Raw genomic sequence first — 24,265 nt, forward strand, 5'->3', positions numbered from 1 at the left:
ATGAACACCATGAAGCAGCTCGGCTTGACCGTCCTGGCCGCCAGCGCCACCCTGCTGGCGCCCGCCACGTCGTTGGCGCAGAAACTCGACACGGTCATCGTCACGGGAGTGCGCTCCAGCATCGAGTCGGCGGCGGCCCGCAAACGCCGCGCGGACGACGTCGTCGACAGCGTTGTCGCCGAGGACATCGCCCGCCTGCCCGACCTCAACGTGGCCGATGCCGTGCAGCGCATCAGCGGCGTGCAGATCACCCGCGACCGGGGCGAGGCCTCGGTTCTGTCGGTGCGCGGACTGACGCAGGTCGAGACCACGCTCAATGGCCGCGAGGTGTTCACCGCCGGCTTCGGCCGCGCGCTGGACTACGCCGACCTGCCCAGCGAGATGCTGGCCGGCATCGACGTCTACAAGACCGCCGCCGCCGCGCGCATCGAGGGCGGCCTCGGCGGGAGCGTGGATCTGCGCACCCGCCATCCTTTCGACTTCCGCCAGCCCGCGTTGGCGGCAACGGCGCGCTATCTCCACGGCGATCTCGCCGGCAAGGGCGCCGGCCAGCTCTCCGTGCTGCTCGGCGGCCGCGCGCCGGCGGGCGTCGGCGAGGTCGCCGGCCTGGTCAACCTCGTGCTCCAGGACCGCGCCTACCGGGAGGACCTGAAGGGCAGCGGCGCGCCGATGCTGTGCAGCGCCCGGGCCAGCTCCGGCTGCCGGCTCGACCTCGCGCCCGGGCAGGACAGCGTGGTGTCGAGCAGCACCAGCGAAAGCACCAGCCTCGGCCGCCGCCGCCGCGGCCTGGCCACCGTCATGCTGGGCTGGCGGCCATCGGCCGCGGTCGACCTCTACGCGGAGGCCCACCTGGCGGAACTGTCCACGCGCCAGCAGACGCAGCAGGTCAACGTCGGGCCCAACTTCGCGGCGGGCAGCGGCTTCGACCCCGCCAGCGTCACCTTCTTCGCCGGTTCTCACGACGTGCAGCGCATCACCTGGACCGACGCGCCCGTCTCCATCCTCGGCTTCGTGAGGGACACCGTCGACCGCACGCGCCAGCTCGCGGCCGGTGGCTCCTGGACCGGGGAAAGCCTGCACTTGAGCGCCGACCTCAGCCACACCCGCAGCCTCAACCGCCTGTACTTCTCCGGCCCGACGCTGGCCGGCAAGGCGGCACGCTTCACCCAGGATGCCGGCGGCGTCGCACCCGCGACGGCGGTCGAGGGCACGGACCTGGGCGCGCCGTCGCAGCTGCGCTATGTCTCGCTGGCCTATCGGGTCAGGCCGCTGCGCGGCAGCCTGTCGGCCGGACGCCTGGACGCCGAATGGCTGTTCGACCAGGCGGCGCTGGACCAGTTGTCCGTCGGATGGCGCCGTTCGCGGCGGGAGGCCGACAACGCGGACAACCTGATCTTCGGCGACGTGCCGCTGCCCGGCACGCCGGCCACCGCCCTGCCCGCTCGCACCGCCCTCTATCCCTACGCGCCCTTCCTCGACGGGCGTGCGCCGAGCATCACGGGTTATCTCACCGACACGCTGGTCGACGCGCGCGACCCCGTGCAGCTGCGGCAGGACTTCGGCATCAGCACCCCGCTGCCCACGGCGGGCGGGCCCCTGGGCGTGTGGCGGATCCGCGAAGTCACCGACGCGCTCTATGCGCAAGGGCATTGGCGGCTTCCGGCCCTCGGTCTGGACGGCCTGGCCGGCGTTCGCCTGGTGCAGACCCGCTCCGCGCTGGGCGGCAACCAGAGCGTGCCCTCCAGCGGCAGCATCGCGCCCTTGGAGGTCGACGCGCGGACCCGGGACTGGCTTCCCAGCGCCAGCCTGCGCTGGCGGCCCGGCGGGCCCTGGCAATGGCGCGTCGCGGCCTCGCGCAGCATCACGCGGCCCGACTTCAACCTGATGTCGCCCTCCGTCACGCTGACGCCCAACAGCGTCAACCCCCAGCTCAACCAGGGAACGGCAGGCAATCCGGCGCTGCGCCCGATGCGGGCCACGAATGCCGACCTGGCCGCCGAGGCCGATTTCGGCGCCGGCCACGCCGCGGCGCTGACCCTGTTCTGGAAGCGCGTCGACGGCTTCGTCGCCTCCCTGAGCCAGGCCGAGACGCACGATGGCCAGCTCTACCAGGTGAGCCGCCCCTACAACGCCGATGCCGGCCACCTGCGGGGCGCGGAGCTGGCCTACCAGCGCTTCCTCGACTTCCTGCCGGGCGCCTGGCGGGGCCTGGGCCTGCAGGCCAATGCCACCTTCGTCCACAGCGAGGCCTACGACCGCGTGCTGCGCGCCAACCTGCCGCTGCAGAGCCTGTCCCGCCGCAGCTTCAATCTGGTTGGCCTCTACGAGTGGGGGCCGTGGTCGGCCCGCCTGGCCTGGAACTGGCGCAGCAGCTTCCCGAGCGGCACGGCCAGCGTCGTCGGCATCGGCGCCCTGCAGACGAGCACGCGGGCCTACGGCTGGCTGGACGCGTCCCTGCGCTGGCGCATCAACGACCGGCTGACCTGGTCGCTCGACGGCGGCAACCTGCAGGGCACGCTGCGCCGCTCCTACTTCGGCGTCGAGACCCGCCCGCAGAACGCCTGGGTCAACGACCGCCAGATCGGCACCAGCCTGAGCCTGCGCACATGAGGGCCTTTGCCGCCCGCGGCGCGGCCGTGGCCCTTTGCGCCTGGCTGCTCGCGCTGCCGGCGCTCGGCATGGCGCTCGACGACTGGCGGCAGCGCGCGGCGGCCGTGCGCAAGCTGGCCGACAACGACGCCCCGGCCGCCTATGCCCAGGCCCGGACCCTGCTGACCGGCTTGCCGGCCGAGGCCGCCGCCGCCGACCGCGTGCGGGCGATCAACCTGCTGGCGCGCATCGAGATCCACCTCGGCCGCTCGCGCGACGCCATCACCCACGCCGAGGAGGCCCTGAGCGAGGCGACGGCCGCGGGCGACCGCGCCGGCCAGGCCGAGGCCGACATGAACCTCTCGCTCGGCGCGGTCAACCTCAACAACGTCGAGCGCCTCATCGAGGTCACCTCGCACAGCCTGGCTGTGCTGGAAGGGGTCGAGCGGCCCGACCTGCGCGCCGAGGCGCTGTTCCGCGGCGCCTTGGTGTCGCGCCGCATCGGGCGCCTCGAGGAGGCCGCCAACATGGCCGTGCAGGCCATGGACGCGGCGCAGCGTTCGGGCGACCCGCTGGCGCTGGCCTATGCTCACCACGGCCTGGCGGTGTCCTACCTGCAGAGCAACCGCCATGCCGAGGCACTTGCGCAGCTGGAGCAGATGCGCCGCCAGGCCCAGTCCGGCGGCTCCAGGCTGCAGGAGGCCTTCGCCTTGCTCGGCCTGTCCAACGAGGCGCATCGGCGCGGCGACCGGGCCGAAGGCGAGCGGCTCGTCGGCGAGGCCATCGCCATCTTCGTCGCCGTGGGAACGCCGGTGAACCTGGCCAACGCCGTTCACAACCATGCCGACCAGCTGCTGGCCGCGGGCCGGCCGCAAGAGGCCCTGGCCGAGAGCGATCACGCCGTCGCCATCCTGAAGTCCACCGAACTCAGGACGGGGGCCTTCCACAGCGCCCAGCTGCGCAGCCGCATCTTCCAGGCCCTGGGCAAGCCGGAAGCCGCCCTCGCCGAGGCCGAGGTCGCCTACACCCAGTCCATCGCCCTCGGCCAGCCCCTCTACCAGGCCAGCGCCGCGCGGCGCCTGGCCGAGCTGACGGCGGCGGACGGCGATCTCCCGCGGGCCTATCGCATGGCGCTGGAGGCTGCCGACATGCAGACGCGCGTCAACACCGAGCGCAGCGCGGAACGCCTGCTCGAGGCGGTCGAGCGAAGGCGCAACGAGGCGCGCCAGCGCGAGCTGGCCGAGCTCCAGCGCCGCGGCGAGCAGCAGGCCGCCGAGCTGCGGGCCCGGGAGCTGCAGCAGCGCTGGCTGTGGACCGTGCTGGCCGGCAGTCTGCTGGCACTGGTCGGCACCGTCTTCTTCCTGGTGCGGTTGCGCCGCTCCCGCGCTGAAGTGCGCCGGCTGGCGGACACGCTGGAGCAGCGTGTGCACGAACGCACCGGGCAGCTGGAACGCGCCCAGCTCGCCGCAGAGGCGGCCACGCGCGCCAAGAGCGAATTCCTCGCCAACATGAGCCACGAGATCCGCACGCCGATGAACGCCATCCTCGGCATGTCGCTCCTCGCCCTGCGCAGCGGCCTGGACAACCGGCAGCGCAACTATGTCGAGAAGGTGCACCGCGCGGCCGAATCGCTGCTGGGCATCATCAACGACATCCTCGACTTCTCGAAGATCGAGGCTGGCAAGCTGGAAGTCGAATCCATCCCCTTCCAGCTCGGCGACGTCCTCGACCAGCTCGCCAGCCTGGTGGGCATGCCGGCCGAGCAGAAAGGACTGGAGCTGCTGTTCGTGCTGCCGCCCGACCTGCCGACCCATCTGATCGGCGACCCCTCGCGGCTGGGGCAGGTCCTGCTCAACCTCAGCAACAACGCCGTCAAGTTCACCGAGCGCGGCGAGATCACCGTGGCCATCTCGCTCGTCGAGCGTTCGGCGACCCACGCCAAGCTGTGCTTCGAGGTGAGGGACACCGGCATCGGGCTGAGCCCGCAGGCCTGCGAGCGGCTTTTCCAGCCCTTCACCCAGGCCGACGCCTCCACCAGCCGGCGCTTCGGCGGCACGGGCCTGGGGCTGGCCATCAGCCGGCATCTCGTCGAACGCATGGGCGGCAGCATCGGCGTGGACAGCCAGCCCGGCCATGGCAGCCGCTTCCACTTCACCTTGGAGTTCGGGCTGCAGCAGGGGCTGTCGGCCGCCCCCGAACGCGGCGAACTGAGCGGCACCCGGCTGCTCATCGTCGACGACCATCCGGCCGCGCGCGAGCTGCTGTGCGGACTGGTGACCTCGTGGGGACTGCAGCCCGAGATGGCCGCCGACGGCGAGGCCGCCGTGGCGGCCGTGGCCATGGCGGACGCCGCCGGCCGGCCCTTCAAGGTCGTGCTGCTCGACTGGCGCATGCCGGGCATGGACGGCGTGGAGTGCCTGGCCCGGCTGGGCCAGCTCGACATCCGGCATGCGCCGCCGACGGTGCTGATGGTGACCGCCTTCAGCCGTGACCAGGCCGAGGTGCAGCTCCAGTCGCGCGGCCTGCAGGTGGCGGCCCTGCTGCCCAAGCCGGTGACGCCCTCGGCCCTGCTCGACGCCTGCATGACCGCCCTCGGCCTGCCGGCCACGCAGCCGCGGCGCAGCGAGCAGCGACAGGAAAGGCTGCACGCCCAGCAGGCCAGTCTCGCGGGCGCTCGCATCCTGCTCGTCGAGGACAACCCCATCAACCAGGAGCTGGCCTGCGAACTGCTCGAACGCGCCGGCATCGCCGTGCGTGTCGCCGCCGACGGGCGCGAGGCGCTCGCGGCGCTGGAGCAGGAGCGCTTCGACGCCGTGCTGATGGACTGCCAGATGCCCGTCATGGACGGCTACGAGGCGACGCGGGCGCTGCGCCGGCGCCCCGAGCTGCGCGACCTGCCCGTCATCGCCATGACCGCCAACGCCATGGCGGGAGACCGCGACAAGGTGCTGGCGGCGGGCATGAACGACCACATCGCCAAGCCCTTCCGTGTCGAGGATCTGTTCGTCACGCTGGCGCGCTGGATACGCCCCCAGGCGCCGGCGGCCTCGGCGGTGGCGACGGAGCTGGACATGAAGGCCGCGCTGGCGGCCGTCAACGGCGACGAGGCCCTGTACCGCCGGCTGCTCACCATGTTCAGCGAGCGCGAGGCCGACTTCGAGCCGCGCCTGCGCCAGGCCTGGGCGCGCGGCGACACCGCCGCGGCGACCCGCCATGCCCACGATCTCAAGACCGTGGCCGGCACCCTCGGCATGCCGGCCTTGCAACGGGCCGCGGCAGCGCTGGAAGCGGCCTGCGCCAGCAATGCGGGCGCTGCCGTCGCCGAGCCGCTGCTGGCTGAAGTCTGCCGCCTGCTGGCGCCGCTGCTGCAGGCGGTCAAGGCTTCGCTCGCAGCCTGAAGGCCCGGCGCCCGCTAGGAATCTGCCGCCGCCGCGGCAAGCCAGCCCGCCACGCGCCCGAGCACCTCGGCCGGCCGTTCCCGATGCGGCACATGGCCCGTCTGCGGCAGCAACTCGATGCGCGTGGGGCCGGCGGCGAGGCGGCCGATGGCCTCCGGGTGGCGCGCAGATCCGTACTCATCGTCGGCGCCGTGCAGGGCCAGCACCGGGCAGCGCACGCGGGGCAAGGCCTCGGCCAGCGACCAGCCGGCGAAGGCCGGGCTCAGCCAGGTACCGAGCCAAGCCTCCAGCACCCAGGCCGCCTGGTCGCCGTGGTAGCGGGCCAGCCGCTCCAACTGGCCGGGCTGCTGGAAGTCCCGCCTGGCCGCCCGCAGGCCCTGCACCGTCCGGTCCTCGACGAAGGCCTGCGCCGACTCCGTGACCAGGGCCTCGCAGCGCCCGCTCCATTCGGCCGCGCAGTTCACCGCCATGCCTCCGCCGACGCTGTGGCCGAAGGCGACGAAACCCTCGATGCCCAGGCGCTCCAGCACCACGGGGAAGAAGCGGCGGGCCTCCTCGGCGATGAAATCCGGCGCCAGCCGGTCCGTGCGCGCCTGGGACCGGCCGAAGCCCAGCCGGTCATAGGCCACGACGCGCCGGCCGGTGGCCTGGGCCAGGGCCGGGGGGAAGTCCCGCCAGAGTTCGACGCAGCCCAGCGAGTCGTGCAGCAGCACGATGGGCGCACCCGCGGCCGGCCCCGGCGGGGTCCAACTGCGGGCGAACAGCTCGCCGAGCGGATGGCGAACGCGGTGGTCGTCGACTTGCATCAGGCCGCCATCCTAGGCGGCAGGGGCGCCCCTCAGGCGCGCATCGCCCGCCGGGCGGAGACCGCCATGAAGACGGCGAACATCACGACGACGAGCAGGCCCGCGGCCAGCGACGCGTGCTCGGCGATCAGGCCGATCAGCGGCGGGCCGGCCATCATGCCGAGGTAGCCCACGCCCGAGACCGCCGCGATGCCGTGGGCCGGCGACACGCCCGGCGCCTGCGAGGCCGCGCTGAACAGCACCGGCACCACGTTGGACAGCCCCAGACCCACGCCCGCGAAGCCCAGCAGGGCCACCCAGGGCGAAGGCACGGCCAGCGCCAGCGTCATGCCGGCCGCGGCCAGCGCGCCACTGGCCCGCATCAGCCGCGCGGGCGAGACGCGCGAACGCACCCAGTCGCCGCCGAAGCGGCCGGCCGCCATCGCACCGCTGAAGCTGGCGTAGGCCAGGGCGGCGGTGCTCGGGCTGCTGGCGCGCTCCTGCTTCATGAAGAGCACGCTCCAGTCGTACATCGCGCCCTCGGCGATCAGGCCCATGGAGGCCAGCACGCCCAGCAGCAGCAGCGGGCCGCGCGGCAGGCTCAGGGGGTGTTTCTCCTCGGCGTTGTGCTCGGGCACGGGCAGCATGGCCCGGCTGGCCACCAGCACCACCGCCGCGCCCAGCCCCGTGGCGACCAGCAGGTGGGCCTGCGGCGAGAGGCCCAGGGCGGGGGCTGCGCTGCCCAGGCTGGCGCCAGCCATGCCGCCGAGGCTGAACATGCCGTGGAAGCCGCTCATCAGCGGCCGGGCGGCGAGGCGCTCGATCTCGGTCGCCTCGGTGTTGATGGCCACGTCCAGCAGGCTGCCCGTGACGCCGAAGACCAGCATCACGGCCAGCAGCGCCGCATAGGCCGGCCAGGCCAGCAGGCAGGCCACCGATGCGCAGCACAGCACGCCCATGGCGGCGGACACGGCTCGCGGCCCCCAGCGTCCGACGACACGGCCGGCCTGCGCCAGGGCCAGCAGGGCACCCACGCCGCTGGCCAGCATGGCGATGGCCAGAGCCTGTTCACCCAGGCCGTAATGGCCCTTGACCGTCGGGACGTGGACGCCCCAGGTCGCGAACATGACGCCGAGCACGAAGAACTGCGCGCGCAGCGCGCGCGAGGCGCCGACGACCGAGGTCACTTGGCGTTGGCGGTGATGCGGCTGAAGAAGTCGTAGACGCCCTGGTCGCCCATCTTGCGGGCGTCGGCCAGCTCGCCGCCCTCGGTCGCGTAGAGCAGCTTGCCCTGGGGCGAGAGCACGGCGACGGCGGGGATGCCCTTCTTGAGCGGCACGTGGTAGGTCTCGGCGATGTCGACATTGCGGTCGAAGCGGCCGACGTCGACCTTGACCACCTTGAAGTGCTGGGCGATCAGCGGCGCGCTCGGGCCGTGCTTGAAGGTGGCGTCCAGCATGCGGCAGTCGCCGCACCAGTTGGCGCCGAAGACGACGAGCACGGGCAGGCTGGCCTTCTCGGCCTCGGCCAGCGTCGAGCGCACGGCGGCCTTGGCATCGGCGCCTTCGTCGTAGATCGGCGCCGGGCCAGCGTGGGCGGACAGGGCGGCGGTGAGGAGCAGGGAGGCGGTGAGGGAACGCATGGCGGTGATTCTGCTATCGGCCGTAAGAACAAGCGGTTAGAAGTGCTTTGAAAGCGCTTTCTCGCGCCAATGTTGGCGGTAATAGACAGCGTTGTCAAGCGCCTGTGGATGCCGAAGTCAGACTCCTTCGCCCCAGTGGAAACCAAACACAGCCACAGAGGCACAGAGACACAGAGGGCCCTTCATCCCGCTGCCTCTGTGCCTCGGTGTCTCTGTGGCTGTGTTCCTGGGCCTCGCGCCACCCACGGTTTCATGTGTGATGGCCGTCGCGCCCCGCCGCATCACTGGGATGGCCCGGGCGGCGTCTGCTCGAAGAAGCGCCAGATCAGGTCGTCCGCGTCCAGCGCCTGGGAGGCCTCCTCCTTGCCGCGCCGCACGCGCTGCGCGCCGGGCCAGGAGTGCCCGCCGCTGTCGGTGACGCAGAGCTGCACGCTCACGCCGCCGGCGCAGCCTTCATGGACCTCGCAGTAGGCCCCGGGCCGCTCGAGCGTGCGCCGCGCGGGCGCCGTGCAGCGGTCGCGCTGCACCCAGCGGGCGATGGTGTCGGGCACCGAGACGAAGCTCATCACCTTGCTCTCGTCGCGGAAGGCGCCGGCGCCCGCCCCGCCGTCGAAGAGCACGTGGTCGTCGTCGCGGGCGTGGATGTGCAGCACCGAGATCGGACGGCTGGGCGTGCAGCTCGCCGTCGCGTCCGTGCCCGCCACCGAGGCGACGGCCCGGAAGACGTCGGCCGCCTCGCAGGCCAGGCGGTGGCTGAGCATGCCGCCGTTGGACATGCCGGTGGCGAAGACCCGCGCCGCGTCGATGCGGTAGCGGGCCTTCAGCGCCGCCACCACGGCGCGGGCGAAGCCGACGTCGTCGCTGCTGCGGTCGCGGGCATCGCCGCAGCAGCCGCCGGCATTCCAGGTGGCGAAGCGGCCGCCCTGCAGCTTGCTGTAGCCGTTGGGGAAGGCGACGACGAAGCCGGCCTCGTCGGCCTTCTTCTGCAGCCCGTAGTGGCTGTCGTCGGCCATGTATTCGGCATGGCCGCCGCCGCCATGGAAGGCCAGCACCAGGGGCGCCGGCCGGCTGCCGTCATAACCCGTCGGCAGGTGGACGAGGACCTTGCGGCCCTGCACCTGCAGTTCCTGCAGGCCGCCGGTGGCCGGTGCGTCCTGCCCGCGCTCGGCCCGGCGCTGCTCGATGCGGGCCTTGATGCGGTCCCGCAGCGTCTCCTGCGCCTGGGCCGCCGGCAGCAGCAAGACGAGGCCCAGTGCGATGGCCAGGCGGCGCATGGTCAGGCTCCTCCGCCGAGGGTGCGGTACACCGCCACCAGGTTCTGTGCGCGCTGGCTCTGCACCTGCACGAGCGCCTGCTGGGCGGCGAAGAGGGAGCGCTGCGCGTCCAGCACGTCCAGCGAGCTGGCGATGCCCGCACGGTAGCGCTCCTCGGCCAGGGCCAGGCGGCGCGACTCGGCGTCCACCTGGGCGGCCTGGGCGCTGCGCTGCTCGGCCAGGGTCGCCCGGCCGGCGAGGGCGTCGGCGACGTCGCGGAAGGCCGACTGGATGGCCTTCTCGTACTGGGCCGTGGCGATGTCGCGCTGGGCGCGGGCCTGGGCGAGGTTGGCGCGGTTGCGGCCGGCGTCGAAGAGGGGCTGCACCAGCGACGGCGCGAAGCTCCAGGCCGAGTTCTTGAACAGGCCCGAGAGCTGGTTGCTGGCGGTGCCTAAGCTGCCGGTCAGGGTGATGCGCGGGAAGAAGGCCGCGCGCGCCGCGTCGATGTTGGCGTCGGCCGCGGCGAGCTGCTGCTCGGCCTGGCGCACATCGGGCCGGCGCGTCAGCACTTCGCTCGGCAGGCCGGCGGGCAGTTCGGCCAGGGGCTCGAAGTCGGCCAGGGCGCCGCTGGGTGCGGGCAGGTCGGCCGGCAGGGCCGAGCCCAGCAGCAGCACCAGGGCGTTCTCGTCGAGGGCGCGCTGGCGCTGGGTCTGGGCCAGGGCCACGCGCGCCGCCTGCAGGGCCGACTCGGCCGCGCGCAGGTCGATCTCGCTGGTGATGCCGCCCTCGAAGCGCTGGCGGATCAGCTGCAGTGACTGCTCGCGGCTGGCCAGCGTGTCGCGGGTGATCCTGAGCAGGGCCTCGTCCGCCTGCAGGGCGATCTCGGCGGTGGCGACGCCAGCGACCAGCGCGATGCGCACGGCCTGCTGGTTGGCCTCGGCGCCGAGCAGGGCGGCCTGGGCGGCGGCGTCCAGGCTGCGCAGGCGGCCGAAGAGGTCGAGCTCATAGGCCGCGACCTGCAGGCCGGCCTGGTAGCTGCTGTTGATGCCGCCGTTGGCCGCCGTCGCGCGCGAGCCGCTGACGCCGACGTTGACCGTGGGCCAGAGGTCGGCATCGCGCGCGGCGGCCGTGGCGCGGGCGCTCTCGATGTTGGCGGCGGCCACGCGCAGGTCGCGGTTGTTGGCCAGGGCCAGCGGGATGAGGCGCTGCAGCCGCGCGCCCTGGAAGGCCTGGGCCCAGGGCAGTGCGGCGGCCGCCGTCGTGCCGCCGCCGCCCGGCGTCGGGAAGGCGGCGGCCGGCAGCGCGGCCTGGGCGGCTTCGGCGGCCGTGGGCTTCTTCGGCTCGGGGCCGGCGCAGGCGGCGAGCAGGGCGGCCGTGGCGATCAGCGAAAGGGCGCGCTTCATGCCTGGCTCCCCGACTCTTCGTCCTCGTGGGCATCGCGCCGCCGCTGGCGCTCGCTGCCCGGGAAGAAGCGGCGCACGACGACGAAGAACACCGGCACGAAGAACACGGCCAGGGCCGTGGCCGACAGCATGCCGCCCATCACGCCGGTGCCGATGGCGCGCTGGCTGGCCGAGCCGGCGCCGCTGGCCAGCACCAGCGGCAGCACGCCGAGGATGAAGGCCAGCGAGGTCATGACGATGGGCCGGAAGCGCAGGTGGGCAGCCTCGCGCACGGCGTCGAACACGCTGCGGCCGTGGGCCTGCAGGTCCTTGGCGAACTCGATGATGAGCACGGCGTTCTTGGCCGACAGGCCGATGATGGTGATCATGCCGACCTTGAAGTAGACGTCGTTCTCCAGGCCGCGGAAGTTGGCGCCCAGCACCACGCCGAGCACGCCCAGCGGCACCACCAGCAGCACGGCCAGCGGGATGCTCCAGCTCTCGTACAGCGCAGCCAGGCACAGGAAGACGGCCAGCAGCGAGAAGCCGAACAGGATGAAGGCCGTCGAGCCCGAGAGCTTCTCCTCGCGGGACTGCCCCGTCCACTCGTAGCCGAAGCCGTCGGGCAGCTGGGCGGCGAGCTTCTCCATCTCGGCCATGGCCGTGCCGGTGGACACGCCCTTGGCCGGCTCGCCGAGGATGCGCATCGCGGCATAACCGTTGTAGCGCACGGTCTGCATCGGGCCGGTGATCCACTTGCTGGTGGCGAAGGCCGCGAGCGGCACGGGCTGGCCCGCGCCGTTGAGCACGTTCAGCCGCAACAGGTCCTCGGGCTGCATGCGGGCCGGCGCGTCGGCCTGCACGATGACGCGCTGCAGCCGGCCGGCGTTGGGGAAGTCGTTGACGTAGCTGGAGCCCAGCGACGTGCCCAGCACCGCATTGACGGCGCCGATGTTCACGCCCAGGGCCATGGCGCGCTCGCGGTCGATGTCGAGCTGGAGCTGGGCGGCGTCTTCCAGGCCGTCGGGCCGCACGGCCGCCAGCAGCGGGTTCTTGGCCGCGGCTCCCAGCAGCTGGTTGCGCGCGGCCAGCAGTTCGGCGCGCGTGTGCCCGCTGCGGTCCTGCAGCCGGAAGGCGAAGCCGTTGGCGCGGCCGAGGTCGCGGATGGGCGGCGGGCTGACCGGAAAGATGATGGCGTCGCGGATCTTGGCCAGCGCCGGGAAGGCCCGGGCCACCAGGCCCTGGGCCGAGTGTTCGGCGCCGTGGCGCTCGTCCCAGGGCTTGAGGGTGATGAAGCCCAGGCCGGCGTTCTGGCCGGAGCCGGCGAAGCTGAAGCCGACGACGCTGACCATGCTCTCGACCTCCGGCTGCTTGAGCATGTAGGCCTCGGTCTGCTTCATGACCTCCAGCGTGCGCGCCTGGGTCGCGCCCGGCGGCAGCTGCACGTTGACGAGGATGTTGCCCTGGTCCTCGTTGGGCACGAAGGACGTCGGGAGCTTCTGGAACAGCAGCGCCGCCGCGGCGATGACGGCCGCGTAGACGAACGCCATGCGCACGCTGCGGTGGATGAAGCGCGCCACCCAGCCCTCGTAGCCCTTGGCCGTGCGTGCAAAGCCGCGGTTGAACCAGCCGAAGAAGCCGCGCTTCTCGATGTGGTGGCCGGCCTCGACCGGCTTGAGCAGCGTGGCGCACAGCGCCGGCGTCAGCGACAGCGCGAGGAAGGCCGAGAAGGCGATGGAGCTCACCATCACCGCCGAGAACTGGCGGTAGATGTTGCCGATGGAGCCGCTGAAAAAGGCCAGCGGCACGAACACCGAGATCAGCACCACCGTCACGCCGACGATGGCGCCGGAGATCTGCCCCATGGCCTTGCGCGTGGCCTTGAGCGGCGACAGGCCCTCCTCGCTCATCACCCGCTCGACGTTCTCGACCACCACGATGGCGTCGTCCACGACGATGCCGATGACCAGCACCATGCCGAACATCGTCAGCACGTTGATCGAGAAGCCCAGGGCCAGCAGCGTGGCGAAGCTGCCCAGCAGGGCGATGGGCACCACCAGCGTCGGGATGATGGTGTAGCGGATGTTCTGCAGGAACAGGAACATCACGAGGAACACCAGGGCCACGGCTTCGAGCAGGGTCTCGACGACCTGGGAGATGGAGATGTCGATGAACAGCGAGCTGTCGTAGGGGATGTCGGCCTTCACCCCGGCCGGGAAGTAGGGCTGCAGCTGCTTGAGGCGCTGCTTGATGAGCTTGGCCGTCTGCAGGGCGTTGGCCGAGGGCGCGAGCTGCACGCCGACGCCGACCGAGGGCTTGCCGTTCAACCGCGTCGAGCGGCCGGTGTAGTTGTCGGCGCCGAGTTCGATGCGGGCCACGTCGCGCAGCCGCACGGTGGAGCCGTCAGGGTTGGCGCGCAGCACGATGGCGCCGAACTGCTCGACGCTGGTGAGCTGGCCGCGCACGACGACCGTGGCCGCCACCGGCTGGCCGGGCACGTTGGGCAGGTCGCCGATGGAGCCGGAGCTGACCTGGGCGTTCTGGGCCTGGATGGCGGCGTTGACGTCCGCCGGCGCGAGCTTGTAGCCGACGAGCTTGGCCGGGTCCAGCCAGATGCGCATGGCGCGCTCGGTGCCGAACAGCAGTCCCTGGCCGACGCCGGGCACGCGCTGGATCTCGGGCAGCACGGTGCGCGAGGCGTAGTCGCCCAGCGCGATGGGGTTGAAGTCCGGGTTGCTGCTCGACAGGATGATGAAGAGCAGGAAGTTGGGATTGGCCTTGTCGACGCGCACGCCCTGCTGGATGACGGCCTGCGGCAGCCGCGGCTGCGCGCGGGCATAGCGGTTCTGCACGTCCACCTGGGCCAGGTCCGGGTTGGTGGACGGGTCGAAGCTCAGCGTGATGGAACCGGTGCCGTCGGCCTGGGCCACGGCCTCCATGTAGATGAGGCCGGGCGAGCCGTTCATCTCGCGCTCGATGACGCTGATGACCGAGTCTTCCAGCGTCTGCGCCGAGGCGCCCGGGTAGGACACCGACAGCACGATGGACGGTGGCGCCACCGGCGGGTACTGGGCGATGGGCAGTTGCGTGACCGCCGTGCCGCCGAGCACGAGGATGAAGAGGGCGATGACCCACGCGAAGATGGGCCGGTTGATGAAGAACTGCGCCATGTCTGCTCAGCCCTCGGGTTCAGCGGGAGGCGGCCGGCGCGGGGGCCGAAGCCGCCGCCGAGGCCGCCGCGCCCGAGGCCGCGGGCTGCCAGGGCACCGGGCGTGCCTTGCCGCCGGCCTTGGCCTTCTGCAGGCCGTCGACGATGACCTTCTCGCCCGCCTTCAGGCCGCTCAGCACCAGGGCGTTGCCGCTGCGTGCCGGGCCGAGCTTGACCGGCCGGGCGCTGACGCTGCCGTCGTCGGCCACGACGAGCACGCTCTCGCCGGTGGCGCCGCGGGCCACGGCCTGCTGGGGCAGCCAGACGGCGTCGCTGACCTCGGCCTGGGCCAGGCGCACGCGCACGTACAGGCCCGGCAGCAGCAGGCCCTGGGGATTGGGCAACTCGGCGCGCAGGGTGATCTGGCCGGTGTTGGCGTCCACGCTGAGGTCGGAGAACAGCAGCTTGCCGGGCTGGGCATAGATGCTGCCGTCTTCCAGCAGCACCTCCACCTTCGCGGCGTCCTTGCCCGCGCTCTGCAGCTTGCCGTCGGCCAGGGCCTGGCGCAGCCGCATGACCTCGGAGGCCGACTGCGTGAAGTTGACATAGAGGCGGTCGACCTGCTGGACGATGGCCAGCGGCGTGGCCTCGCCCTGGCCGACCAGGGCGCCCTCGGTCACCAGGGCGCGGCCGATGCGGCCGGCGATGGGCGAGGTGACGCTCGCATAGCCGAGGTTGATCTGGGCCGTCTGCACGGCGGCCTTGCCGGCGGCCACGTCGGCCCTGGCCTGCTGGGCGGCGGCCTGGGCGTTCAGGGCTTCCTGCTGGCTCACGGCCTGGCTCTTGGCCAGCGGCGCGTAGCGGTCCGCCAGGGCTTGCGCTTGCAGCAGGTTGGCCTCGGCGCGCGCCAGCTGCGCCTGGGCACTGGCCAGCGCGGCGCGGTAGGGTGCGGGGTCGATCTCGAAGAGGGGCTGGCCGGCCTTCACGTCGCTGCCCTCGTTGAAAAGGCGCCTTTGCAGGATGCCGGCGGCACGCGCACGCACCTGGGCGACGCGGTAGGCCTCCAGGCGGCCCGGAAGCTCGGCGGCGAGGTCGGCGCGGCCCGGCGTCACGGTGACGACGCCCACCTCGGGCGGGGGTGGCGCGGCCGGAGCGGCACCGGTCGTCGACTGCCCGCAGCCGCCCAGTGCCATCGCCAGCGCCCCGGCCCCGGCGATTCCCCGCACCAACCCACTCCATGCCGCCATGCTGCGAGCCCTTTCCACCACTGTTCCGGCCGGCCCGATGCCGGCAAAGTCGCCGACTGTAACCGTTAGCTATCTAACGATTCGGTGAAGGAACGCAAAACCCCAAGCCGCGCAGCCTTGATGGCCGCGCCGATCTCCGGCCCCTTGGCGCCGCGCGCGACGGCTGCCGCGCTGACGGCGGCCAGATCCACGTCCTGGGTGGCGCGCAGGTCGGCCAGCAGGCGCTCGCGTTGCGGGTAGTCGCGCCGTTCCAGGCCCAGGCGTCCGCGGGCGTCGCACTCGCAGGCCCAGAGCAGTTCGGCGAAGCGGTCGGGGCGGCGCCAGGCGTCGCAGCGCTCCAGCAGGCGCAGCCGGGCTTCGGGGCCGAAGCCGGTACTCTGGTGCACGTGGGTGTGCTCGCGCGCCACCAGCTCCGCCAATTCCCGGCAGTCGGTCGGCACCTTCCAGCGTGCGCTCACCTGGCGGGCCAGCTTCTCGCTGCGCGTCTCGTGGGCGATGTGGCGGGGCAGTTCCTCCTTGCGCGTCGTGCCCTTGCCGAGGTCGTGGCAGAGGCAGGCGTAGCGCACGGTCAGCGGCGCGCCGCTGGCGGCGCACTGGTCCAGCACCATCAGCAGATGGATGCCGGTGTCGACCTCGGGGTGGTGGGCTTCGGGCTGGGGCACGCCGAACAGGGCCTCGACCTCGGGCAGCAGCTTCTGCAAGGCGCCGGCCTGGCGCAGCACTTCGAGCATGCGGGAAGGCTTGCCCTCCATCAGCCCGCGCGAGAGCTCCTGCCAGACGCGCTCGGGCACGAGGGCATCCACCTCGCCGGCGGCCACCATGGCGCGCATCAGCTCGACGGTCTCGGGAGCGACCGTGAAATCAGCGAAGCGTGCCGCGAAGCGGGCCAGCCGCAGGATGCGCACCGGGTCCTCGGCAAAGGCGGGCGAGACGTGGCGGAGCAGCTTGGCGGCGATGTCGCGCTGGCCGCCGTAGGGGTCGATCACCCGGCCCGCGTCGTCTTCGGCCATGGCATTGATGGTCAGGTCGCGGCGGGCCAGGTCTTGTTCCAGCGTGACGTCGGGCGCGGCACGGAAGGCGAAGCCGTGGTAGCCCGCGGCGGTCTTGCGCTCGGTGCGCGCCAGCGCGACTTCCTCGCGGGTCTCGGGGTGCAGGAAGACGGGAAAGTCCTTGCCCACCGGCAGGTAGCCCGCAGCCGCGAGCGCCTCCGGGCTCGCACCGACGACGACCCAGTCCCGGTCCTGCACCGGCAGCCCGAGCAGGCGGTCGCGGACGGCGCCGCCGACGAGGTAGGTCTGGAAGGGAGGCATGGGGGGATTCTGCGTGCTTCGCGGCGCGACTCTGTGCCTTGTTGGGTTGGTAGCTTTTGCATCGAGCCTTTCGACTCGGTGCACCGCCGCGGGAATCCGCCCCGCGAGGGCGGGTAACTTTCTTCTGTCGCGCCAGAAGAAAGTCACCAAAGAAGAGGCGCTCTAAATCTGGCGCCCTCGTGCGTTGAACGCCAAGAAGTGCCACGAGGCGACCCGCTTCGCTCTCGCTGCTGTCCCTGTCCAGGTCACCACAGATCGGACCTTCACGCCGGTTAACGCCGGCTGCACGCCGGGCTCACCAATGAAGGCACCGCACCCCACGACGCGCCGCCCGAGCGGCGCTTGCGTTCAACTCGTGAGTTCGGCGTGCAGCCGACGTTGGGCGCACGGACGGTGGAGGCATCGGGCTCGTCACAAGGACAGCGGCGAGAGCGAAGCGGGTCGCCTGTTGCCCGGGCTGAGCCTCAAGCGCGCCAGAGGGCTCGCTTTGAAGCGCCTCTCTTTTGGTGACTTTTCTCTGGCGCCGACAGAGAAAAGTTACCCGCCCTCGCGGGGCGGATTCCCGCGGCGGTGTACCGAGTCGAAAGGCTCCATGCAAAAGCAACCCGACCACACACACGCCGCTACCGAGTAGCAAAAGCTCCGCCCTTACCCCTCCCGATCCCAAACCACCCCCTCCTCCGTCAACATCGCATCCAGCGCCACATCCAGCGGGCTCGGCTTCAACAGCGGCAGGAAGCCATGCGCATAGCCGATGCCCACCGCCGCCGGCCGGGGCTGCATCTCCGAGAGGGTCTTGTCCATGAAGCCGCCGCCGTAGCCCAGGCGCAGGCCGCAGGGGCCGAAGCCCAGGCAGGGCACGAGCATCAGCTGCGGCCGGAACTCCTCGGTGCCCTTGGGTTTGGGGATGTGGAAGGCGTCTTCCTCCATCGGGCAGCCGGGATACCAGACGTGGAAGCGCAGCGTGCGGTGCTCCTTGTCGACCACCGGCAGGCCGATGCGCCGCTCGGGGTGATCCTCGCTCCAGCGGTAGAGGGCCGGCAAGGGGTCGAATTCGCCCTTGATGGGCCAATAGGCGCCGATCGTGGTCTCCCGCCGTCGCAGCAGCCACACCCGCAGCACCTCCTGCAGGTCGGCCGCGCGCGCGAGCCGGTCAGGCAGGGCCAGGCGTTGTTCGATCAACTTGTGCCGGACGGCGGCGCGGTCGTTCGCATCCAAGGTGGTTGATTCCTTGCGGACCTGTGACGGTGAATGTGGCCATTGTGGTCCATGCCCCGGCGTCGCTAGAGTCGCGTCGCCACAGCCAAGCAGGGAGACACAGGCATGCTCAACAAGATCAACCAGCTCAGCGCGTCGAGCGGCCCGCTCAAGCCGGGACATGGCCTGGTCAGCGGCGTCATCGCGATGACGCTCGCCATCCTCTGCTTCCTCGGCGTGCTGGCCTTCCATTTCCCCGAGTACCTGACCACGCCGCAGTTGCGCAAGGCCTACGACGTCGAGGTGATGCGCCGGCTGCTGTACTGGAGCCTGGTGCTCTCGGGTGCCCTGGCCCTCTTCAACATCGTCTTCAGCCGCCAGCGCTGGCTGGCCCTGTGGACCTTCGTGCTGCTGGGCCTGGCTCTGGCCTTGGGCGGACACAAGGTCGAGGTCAACCCCGACTTCCCGGACCACACGCCCTACATCGGACTGGACTGGTTCATCCTGGACCTGCTGGGCTCGACGCTGATCTTCGTCTTCATCGAGAAGCTGTTCGCGCTGCGCCGCGACCAGCCGGTGTTCCGCCCGGAGTGGCAGACCGACTTCCACCACTTCATCGTCAACCACCTGGCGGTGGGCTTCGTGATGCTCGCCACCAACCTGCTGGTGCATCGCCTCTTCGGCTGGGCGGCCAGGGACGGCATCCAGGCCTGGGTGCACGACCTGCCCTTCGGCGTGGCCCTCTTCCTCATCATCCTGGTGGCCGACCTGGTGCAGTACTGGACGCATCGGGCCTACCACGAGGTGCCGCTGCTGTGGCGCCTGCACGCGGTGCACCACAGCGTGAAGAGCATGGACTGGCTGGCCGGCTCGCGCCAGCACATCCTGGAGCTCATCCTCACTCGCACCCTGGTGCTGGCGCCCATCTTCGTGCTGGGCTTCAGCAAGGAGGTCATCGATGCCTACATCGTCATCGTCGGCTTCCAGGCGGTGTTCAACCACGCCAACGTCAGCGTGCGCCTCGGGCCGCTGCGCTACCTGGTCGTGACGCCCAACTTCCACCACTGGCACCATTCGCAGGACCGCGAGGCCCTGGACAGGAACTACGCGGCCCACTTCGCCTTCCTCGACCACGTCTTCGGCACCGCCGTGCAGTCGGAGCGCAAATGGCCTGAGCGCTATGGCGTGCTGGGCGACTACGTCCCCGACGGTTTCGTGCGCCAGTTGCACTTTCCGTTCACCTGGAAGGGATGACGCGGCATGGATGCCTTCACCGAACTCTGCGTCGAGATGCTCTCGCCCCTCGGTCCCGTGCGGGTGCGCCGCATGTTCGGCGGCCAGGGGCTGTACGTGGACGGCCTCTTCATGGCCATCATCGACGACGGCCAGCTCTTCCTGAAGAGCGACGAGGCCACGCGCGACCGCTTCGACGCGGCGGGCTGCCTGCCCTTCACCTTCCCGAACAAGGCCGGCGAGCCGGTGGTGACCAGCTACCGCCGCCCCCCGGAGGAGGCGTTGGAATCGCCGCCGCTGATGCTGCCCTGGGCGCGGCTGGCCTTCGAGGCGGCCTTGCGCGCCGCCAATACGAAGGCGAAGAAGGCGGCTGCGCCCAAGCGGGCCGCCGCGGGCAAGTCGTCAGCGGCCAAGAAGGCGCCGGCCAAGAAGGCCGCGGCGCGCCGGGGCTGAGGCGGGCGGCACCAGCACTTCGAAGTCGGCCACCGGCCAGCCCTCCAGCACGGCCGTCTGGCCCGGCGCCAGGGCAACGGCCTCGCCGGCCTGCAGCCAATGGTCCTCGGCGGGCTCGTCGGCCGTGCCCGAGACGGTCAGCCACACGCGGCCCCGCGCCACGGACAGGCGGCGCGCCTCGGCGCCCCCCGCCAGGGTCAGGGCCCGGCCACCGTCCAGGTGCCAGATGGATTGCGCATCGCTCATGATGTCTCTCCTGGGTTGATGTCAGGGATTTTCCGGAGTCCACCCAGGGCGGTCCAATGAATCTGCAGCGCGGATTGATACCATCCGCTCATGAATCAGCCGATCCGGCAACGCCCGCTTTCCGTCGGTCCGCTGCGCGCCTTCGAGGCCGTGGCCCGGCTGCTGTCCTTCCGCGCCGCGGCCGAGGAACTGAGCCTCACGCAATCGGCCGTCAGCCGGCAGATCCAGGCCCTGGAGGAGGAGATCGGCTGCACCCTCTTCCTGCGCGGCACGCGCAAGGTCGAGCTCTCCACCGACGGCGCCGTGCTGCTGCCCACCGCCGTGGCCGTGCTGTCGCGGCTGGACCAGACGGTGCGGCAGATCCGCCGCTCCCGCGGCCGGCGCGTCGTCAACGTGAGCACGTTCGCGTCCTTCGCCTCGCTGTGGCTCATCCCGCGCATGGAGGCCTTCCAGCGCGAGCACGCCGACATCGACATCCGGGTCTCCGCCTACGACCGCAAAGTGGACCTCGAGGACGGCGAGAGCGACCTCGCCCTGCGCTACGACGACCGCCCTTCCGTGCCGCCCGACGCCGACCAGCTCTTCGAGGAGCTGCTGTCGCCCTGCGTCAGCCCCTGGTATCTGCAGAACCCGCCCGCCCCGCTGAAGCGCCCGGCCGACCTGGCCCGCCACGCCCTGGCCGAGGAGGACGACCCGCGCCCCAGCGCCGAATACCTGAGCTGGCGGCGCTGGCTGACGGAGCAGGGGGAGCCGGACCTGCAGCCGCGCCGCTGGCTCTACCTGAACTTCACCTACCAGCAAGTCCAGGCGGCATTGACCGGCCAGGGCGTGGCGCTTGCACGCCTGCCGCTGGTGCACGAGCACCTGCAGCGCGGCGAGCTGGTGGAACCCTTCGGCAAGGCCGGCCGCCTGGGCAGCCCCTTCGGCTACTGGCTCATCCTGGGCCCTGGCGCCGCGCGGCGGCCCGAGGTCCAGCAGTTCGCCGACTGGGTGCGCGCCCAGGCCGCCCTCACGCGCGACGCGCTGGCCGGCGTGTGAGCAGGTCCTAGACTCGGGCGGCGCGCCGCATCCTGCCGGCTGCGCCTGCGAAGGAGCCCCACCATGGACCTGCTGCCCACCGGCGCCGCCCTCTATGCCTTCCTCATCGCCACCCTCGTGCTGGCGCTGACACCTGGGCCCGGCGTCGTCTTCATCGTCACGCGCACGCTGGCCCAAGGCCGCACGGCGGGGCTGGCCTCCGTGGGCGGCGTGGCCCTGGGAAACCTGGCGAATGCGGTCGGTGCGTCCATCGGCCTGGCCGCCCTGTTCGCGGCCTCGTCGCTGGCGTTCACGGTGGTGCGCTGGGCCGGCGCCGCCTACCTGGTGTGGCTGGGGCTGCAGGCGCTGCGTCGGCCCGCCGCGGCCGCGGCCGACGGCGCCGTCCTGCCCCGCACCGAGCCGCGGCGGCTGTTCCGCGACGGCTTCTTCGTCGCCCTGCTCAACCCCAAGACGACCCTCTTCTTCGCCGCCTTCATCCCGCAGTTCCTGCATCCCGACGGCTCCCAGGCCGTGCAGGCCCTGGCCTTGAGCGTGCTGTTCGTGGCCATCGCGGCCGTGACGGACAGCCTCTACGCGCTGCTGGCCGGCAGCCTCGCGCCACTGCTGCGCGGCGCGGCCGGCCACGGCCGTTACATCTCGGCCCTGGTCTACCTGGCGCTGGGCTGCTATGCCGCCTTCGGCGGCACCCGTCAGAAAACCTAGGAGGCTGCGACGAGCCGTGCAAAGGCTTCGGCCAGCGCCCGCTGCGACCGCAGTACGTGGCTGACCCCGGCCTCGCCCAGCCAGCGCTGCTCCTCGTCCGTGTGGGCGAGGGCGGCGCAGCGCAGCTCCGGGTTGAGCTGCCGGGCCAGAGCCAGCATCGCCGGCACGTCGCGCACGTCGGCCAGGGCGACGACCAGCCAGGCTGCCTGCGCGATGTGGGCCTGCACCAGCGTCATGGCCTCGGCGGCCTCGCCCAGCACGGCCGGCTGGCCGCCGGCGCGCAGGGCCTCGACGACCTCGCGGTCGCGGTCGATGACGACGACCGGCCGGCCGGCGAGCCGCTCGCGCAGGGCTGCGCCCAGCGGGCCGTGGCCCACCAGCACGATCTGGCCGGCCAGCGACGTGGCCGGCGTGTCGGCCGGCAGCTCCGCCAGGGGGTCGTCGCGGGCCTCCAGGCGGCGCGCCCAGGCCGAGCGCGGCAGCACCCAGCGGCGCAGCGGCTCCACGCCCGAGAACAGCAGCGGATTGAGCGCGATGGAGACGATGGCGCCAGCCACCACCAGGCTGGTCGCCTCGGGCGGCACGAGGCCGAGGCTCTGGCCCAGGCCGAGCAGGATGAAGCTGAACTCGCCGATCTGCGCCAGGCTCACCGCCACCGTCAGCGCCGTGCTCAAGGGGTAGCGCAGCAACAGCACCAGGGCGCCCGCCGCCAGCGTCTTGCCCAGCAGGATGACGGCCACCGTCGCCAGCACGGCCAGGGGCTGCTCGACCAGCACGCCCGGGTCGAACAGCATGCCGACGGCAACGAAGAAAAGCACCGCGAAAGCGTCGCGCAGCGGCAGGCTTTCGTGGGCGGCCCGCTCGCTGAAGGCCGACTCGCGCAGCACCAGCCCGGCGAAGAAAGCCCCGAGCGCCACGCTCACGCCGAAGAGGGCCGCCGCGGCCACCGCCAGGCCGACGGCCGCCGCCACCGTGGCCAGCGTGAACAGCTCGCGCGAGCCGGTGCGGTTGACCTGCCACAGCAGCCAGGGCAGCAGGCGCCGGCCGGCCACCAGCATGAGGGCGACGAAGGCGGCCACGGCGAGCAGCGTCTTGGCGATGGTGAGCGCCAGGCCGCCGCCCGCGGCCTCGCCCTTGCCGGAAAGCACCGGCATCAGCACCAGGGCCAGCACCATGGCCAGGTCTTCCACCACCAGCCAGCCGATGGCGATGCGGCCATTGCCGGTGTGCAGCAGCTCGCGCGACTCCAGCGCCCTCAGCAGCACCACGGTGCTGGCCACCGACAGCGCCAGGCCGAAGACCAGCGCGGCGGCGAGGTCCCACCCCCACCAGAGATGGGCCAGCGCCGCCCCCATGCCGGTGGCCGCGGCCATCTGCACCAGGGCGCCCGGCAGGGCGATGCCCTTGACCGACACCAGGTCGTGCACCGAGAAATGCAGCCCGACGCCGAACATCAGCAGCATGACCCCCACCTCCGACAGCTGCTGCGCCAGGTGCACGTCGCCCACGAAGCCCGGCGTGTGCGGCCCGATCAGCACCCCTGCCACCAGATAGCCCACCAGGGCCGGCAAGCGCGCCCACTGCGCCAGCAGGCCCAGCACCAGCGCCAGGCCGAAGGCGGCGGCCAGCGTCGAGATCAGCGTCATGCCGTCGTGCATGTCATTCGGGCGCGATGAGTTCTCGCTCGGTGAGGACGAGGGTCAGCGGGTGGTCGTGCGGTTCGGCGGCGAAGCGGGCCTCGGCACCCGACCAGGCCAGGCCGATGGTCGTCACGCCGGGATGCGCCGCCAGCCAGCGGTCGAAATAGCCGCCGCCATAGCCCAGGCGGTAGCCCTCGCGCGTGAACCCGACGCAGGGCACCAGCACCACGTCCGGCACAGCCACGGCGCCGCAGGCGGTGGCGATGCCGCACTCGTCCTGCGCCGTCGGCGTTGCGCCGTCCCAGCGGCGGAACACCATCTCGGCCGGCGTGCGGCGGGCGCTGGGCAGGGCGCGGGGCCAGGGCTGGGGGCCGGGATCGAACTCACCGGCCAACGGCCAGTAGACGCCCAGCAATTCGGGCTCGAGCTGGGCCAGCAGCGGCGACAGGGCCTGGCGCACCGCAAGCTCGGCGGCCTGGAAATCCGGGGTGGCGGCAAAGGCGCGCCGGGCGGCGAGCAGGCGGCGGCGGAGCTCGGGGCGCTCGGCCGGCGGCACGAAGTGGGGCGGTGCGGTGACGGGCATGCCCCATTGGAACCCAGCTTGACTCAAGGCCGGGCCTCGAGGCCTCCGGCCTCTGGCGCAAGCGATCGCCCTCAGGCGCCGTCGATCATCGGCGGCGCCGAGCCGCGGCCCAGCCCGGGCGCGGGCGGCGGCGTCCAGACGCCCTTCACCACGCCCTGGCTCAGGACCTGCATCGCGCCGTCCACGCGCGCGCCGTGGTTCTCGACCTCGCGCAGGCGCCTTTCCATGTCGGCCTGGGCCTTGTGCAACTCATCGACCTGGCGCAGGGCGCCCTTCAGCTGCTCATCGAGCCGGATGTTGATCTCGGCCAGCTCCTGCAGCTTGGTCTGCTGCGTCTTGATGGTCTCGGCGCTTTTCTTGATCGAGGCTTCAAGCTCGACGATTTTCTTGAATGCGCCGAGGAGATCCGTGATGCCCAT

At 72.0% G+C, this 24,265-nt stretch carries 19 protein-coding genes; 6 read left to right on the forward strand and 13 right to left on the reverse strand.

Annotated elements, in window-relative coordinates; translation table 11 throughout:
* Both LXT12_RS16960 and LXT12_RS16965 read left to right on the forward strand, forming a co-directional pair.
* Nucleotides 1–2,610 (forward strand): TonB-dependent receptor, encoded by a 2,610-nt coding sequence (locus tag LXT12_RS16960; protein ID WP_233393470.1) that lies wholly within the window; start codon nucleotides 1–3, stop codon nucleotides 2,608–2,610.
* Complete coding sequence (locus tag LXT12_RS16965) at nucleotides 2,607–5,987, forward strand: response regulator (RefSeq protein ID WP_233393471.1); 3,381 nt, start codon at nucleotides 2,607–2,609, stop codon at nucleotides 5,985–5,987. The genes LXT12_RS16960 and LXT12_RS16965 overlap by 4 nt, the downstream gene beginning before the upstream one ends.
* A 14-nt stretch (nucleotides 5,988–6,001) precedes the next feature.
* On the opposite strand, the gene LXT12_RS16970 is transcribed toward LXT12_RS16965, so the two are convergent.
* The 9 genes from LXT12_RS16970 to LXT12_RS17010 all read right to left on the reverse strand — a co-directional run bounded on the left by LXT12_RS16970 (nucleotide 6,002) and on the right by LXT12_RS17010 (nucleotide 17,972).
* Nucleotides 6,002–6,793, reverse strand: coding sequence for an alpha/beta fold hydrolase (locus tag LXT12_RS16970; RefSeq protein WP_233393472.1), 792 nt, complete (start codon nucleotides 6,791–6,793; stop codon nucleotides 6,002–6,004).
* Nucleotides 6,794–6,825: 32 nt separating this feature from the next.
* On the reverse strand, nucleotides 6,826–7,959 hold the full coding sequence (locus LXT12_RS16975) for an MFS transporter (protein ID WP_233393473.1): 1,134 nt from the start codon (nucleotides 7,957–7,959) through the stop codon (nucleotides 6,826–6,828).
* Nucleotides 7,956–8,414 (reverse strand): thioredoxin family protein, encoded by a 459-nt coding sequence (locus tag LXT12_RS16980; RefSeq protein ID WP_233393474.1) that lies wholly within the window; start codon nucleotides 8,412–8,414, stop codon nucleotides 7,956–7,958. Before LXT12_RS16980 ends, LXT12_RS16975 begins: the two co-directional genes overlap by 4 nt.
* Before the next feature lie 281 nt (nucleotides 8,415–8,695).
* A complete protein-coding gene (locus LXT12_RS16985) occupies nucleotides 8,696–9,688 on the reverse strand; it encodes an extracellular catalytic domain type 1 short-chain-length polyhydroxyalkanoate depolymerase (RefSeq protein WP_233393475.1) in 993 nt (330 codons plus the stop codon).
* Nucleotides 9,689–9,690: 2 nt separating this feature from the next.
* A complete protein-coding gene (locus LXT12_RS16990) occupies nucleotides 9,691–11,070 on the reverse strand; it encodes an efflux transporter outer membrane subunit (protein WP_233393476.1) in 1,380 nt (459 codons plus the stop codon).
* Nucleotides 11,067–14,219 (reverse strand): efflux RND transporter permease subunit, encoded by a 3,153-nt coding sequence (locus tag LXT12_RS16995; RefSeq protein WP_233393477.1) that lies wholly within the window; start codon nucleotides 14,217–14,219, stop codon nucleotides 11,067–11,069. Before LXT12_RS16995 ends, LXT12_RS16990 begins: the two co-directional genes overlap by 4 nt.
* Nucleotides 14,220–14,238: 19 nt before the next feature.
* Nucleotides 14,239–15,444, reverse strand: coding sequence for an efflux RND transporter periplasmic adaptor subunit (locus LXT12_RS17000; protein WP_419964783.1), 1,206 nt, complete (start codon nucleotides 15,442–15,444; stop codon nucleotides 14,239–14,241).
* Nucleotides 15,445–15,509: 65 nt separating this feature from the next.
* Nucleotides 15,510–16,754: a multifunctional CCA addition/repair protein gene (locus LXT12_RS17005; protein ID WP_233393478.1), complete on the reverse strand. Its 1,245-nt coding sequence runs from the start codon at nucleotides 16,752–16,754 to the stop codon at nucleotides 15,510–15,512.
* A gap of 648 nt (nucleotides 16,755–17,402) precedes the next feature.
* Nucleotides 17,403–17,972, reverse strand: a complete 570-nt coding sequence (locus LXT12_RS17010; RefSeq protein ID WP_233393479.1) for a 5-formyltetrahydrofolate cyclo-ligase — start codon at nucleotides 17,970–17,972, stop codon at nucleotides 17,403–17,405.
* Between the two features lie 105 nt (nucleotides 17,973–18,077).
* Between LXT12_RS17010 and LXT12_RS17015 the strand changes: the two genes are divergently transcribed.
* Both LXT12_RS17015 and LXT12_RS17020 read left to right on the forward strand, forming a co-directional pair.
* Entirely contained in the window at nucleotides 18,078–19,205 is a 1,128-nt protein-coding gene (locus LXT12_RS17015; RefSeq protein WP_233393480.1) for a sterol desaturase family protein, read from the forward strand.
* Between the two features lie 6 nt (nucleotides 19,206–19,211).
* A complete protein-coding gene (locus LXT12_RS17020; protein ID WP_233393481.1) occupies nucleotides 19,212–19,637 on the forward strand; it encodes a TfoX/Sxy family protein in 426 nt (141 codons plus the stop codon).
* Here LXT12_RS17020 and LXT12_RS17025 read toward each other — a convergent pair.
* Nucleotides 19,587–19,883, reverse strand: a complete 297-nt coding sequence (locus LXT12_RS17025) for a DUF2917 domain-containing protein (protein ID WP_233393482.1) — start codon at nucleotides 19,881–19,883, stop codon at nucleotides 19,587–19,589. The genes LXT12_RS17020 and LXT12_RS17025 overlap by 51 nt on opposite strands.
* 90 nt (nucleotides 19,884–19,973) lie before the next feature.
* Here LXT12_RS17025 and LXT12_RS17030 point away from each other — a divergent pair, with 90 nt between their 5' ends.
* Both LXT12_RS17030 and LXT12_RS17035 read left to right on the forward strand, forming a co-directional pair.
* Nucleotides 19,974–20,921, forward strand: coding sequence for a LysR substrate-binding domain-containing protein (locus LXT12_RS17030; protein WP_233393483.1), 948 nt, complete (start codon nucleotides 19,974–19,976; stop codon nucleotides 20,919–20,921).
* Between the two features lie 63 nt (nucleotides 20,922–20,984).
* A complete protein-coding gene (locus LXT12_RS17035) occupies nucleotides 20,985–21,623 on the forward strand; it encodes a LysE family translocator (RefSeq protein ID WP_233393484.1) in 639 nt (212 codons plus the stop codon).
* On the opposite strand, the gene LXT12_RS17040 is transcribed toward LXT12_RS17035, so the two are convergent.
* From LXT12_RS17040 to LXT12_RS17050, 3 genes are all read right to left on the reverse strand, one after another.
* A complete protein-coding gene (locus LXT12_RS17040) occupies nucleotides 21,620–23,281 on the reverse strand; it encodes a cation:proton antiporter domain-containing protein (protein ID WP_233393485.1) in 1,662 nt (553 codons plus the stop codon). The genes LXT12_RS17035 and LXT12_RS17040 overlap by 4 nt on opposite strands.
* 1 nt (nucleotide 23,282) lies before the next feature.
* Nucleotides 23,283–23,846: a 5-formyltetrahydrofolate cyclo-ligase gene (locus tag LXT12_RS17045; protein WP_233393486.1), complete on the reverse strand. Its 564-nt coding sequence runs from the start codon at nucleotides 23,844–23,846 to the stop codon at nucleotides 23,283–23,285.
* A 71-nt stretch (nucleotides 23,847–23,917) separates the two neighbouring features.
* Nucleotides 23,918–24,265, reverse strand: coding sequence for a hypothetical protein (locus LXT12_RS17050; protein ID WP_233393487.1), 348 nt, complete (start codon nucleotides 24,263–24,265; stop codon nucleotides 23,918–23,920).

This window comes from Pelomonas caseinilytica (genome assembly GCF_021353235.1).
Classification (GTDB): Bacteria; Pseudomonadota; Gammaproteobacteria; order Burkholderiales; family Burkholderiaceae_C; genus Pelomonas; species Pelomonas caseinilytica.

What these genes read in the sequence shown, in the direction of transcription:
- LXT12_RS17040 (WP_233393485.1), bottom strand. Translation starts at nt 23,281, where the DNA reads ATGCACGACGGCATGACGCTGATCTCGACGCTGGCCGCCGCCTTCGGC.
- LXT12_RS16970 (WP_233393472.1), bottom strand. Translation starts at nt 6,793, where the DNA reads ATGCAAGTCGACGACCACCGCGTTCGCCATCCGCTCGGCGAGCTGTTC.
- LXT12_RS17050 (WP_233393487.1), bottom strand. Translation starts at nt 24,265, where the DNA reads ATGGGCATCACGGATCTCCTCGGCGCATTCAAGAAAATCGTCGAGCTT.
- LXT12_RS17035 (WP_233393484.1), top strand. Translation starts at nt 20,985, where the DNA reads ATGGACCTGCTGCCCACCGGCGCCGCCCTCTATGCCTTCCTCATCGCC.
- LXT12_RS17025 (WP_233393482.1), bottom strand. Translation starts at nt 19,883, where the DNA reads ATGAGCGATGCGCAATCCATCTGGCACCTGGACGGTGGCCGGGCCCTG.
- LXT12_RS17020 (WP_233393481.1), top strand. Translation starts at nt 19,212, where the DNA reads ATGGATGCCTTCACCGAACTCTGCGTCGAGATGCTCTCGCCCCTCGGT.
- LXT12_RS16980 (WP_233393474.1), bottom strand. Translation starts at nt 8,414, where the DNA reads ATGCGTTCCCTCACCGCCTCCCTGCTCCTCACCGCCGCCCTGTCCGCC.
- LXT12_RS16965 (WP_233393471.1), top strand. Translation starts at nt 2,607, where the DNA reads ATGAGGGCCTTTGCCGCCCGCGGCGCGGCCGTGGCCCTTTGCGCCTGG.
- LXT12_RS17030 (WP_233393483.1), top strand. Translation starts at nt 19,974, where the DNA reads ATGAATCAGCCGATCCGGCAACGCCCGCTTTCCGTCGGTCCGCTGCGC.
- LXT12_RS17045 (WP_233393486.1), bottom strand. Translation starts at nt 23,846, where the DNA reads ATGCCCGTCACCGCACCGCCCCACTTCGTGCCGCCGGCCGAGCGCCCC.
- LXT12_RS17015 (WP_233393480.1), top strand. Translation starts at nt 18,078, where the DNA reads ATGCTCAACAAGATCAACCAGCTCAGCGCGTCGAGCGGCCCGCTCAAG.
- LXT12_RS17000 (WP_419964783.1), bottom strand. Translation starts at nt 15,444, where the DNA reads ATGGCGGCATGGAGTGGGTTGGTGCGGGGAATCGCCGGGGCCGGGGCG.
- LXT12_RS17005 (WP_233393478.1), bottom strand. Translation starts at nt 16,754, where the DNA reads ATGCCTCCCTTCCAGACCTACCTCGTCGGCGGCGCCGTCCGCGACCGC.
- LXT12_RS16995 (WP_233393477.1), bottom strand. Translation starts at nt 14,219, where the DNA reads ATGGCGCAGTTCTTCATCAACCGGCCCATCTTCGCGTGGGTCATCGCC.
- LXT12_RS16985 (WP_233393475.1), bottom strand. Translation starts at nt 9,688, where the DNA reads ATGCGCCGCCTGGCCATCGCACTGGGCCTCGTCTTGCTGCTGCCGGCG.
- LXT12_RS16990 (WP_233393476.1), bottom strand. Translation starts at nt 11,070, where the DNA reads ATGAAGCGCGCCCTTTCGCTGATCGCCACGGCCGCCCTGCTCGCCGCC.
- LXT12_RS16960 (WP_233393470.1), top strand. Translation starts at nt 1, where the DNA reads ATGAACACCATGAAGCAGCTCGGCTTGACCGTCCTGGCCGCCAGCGCC.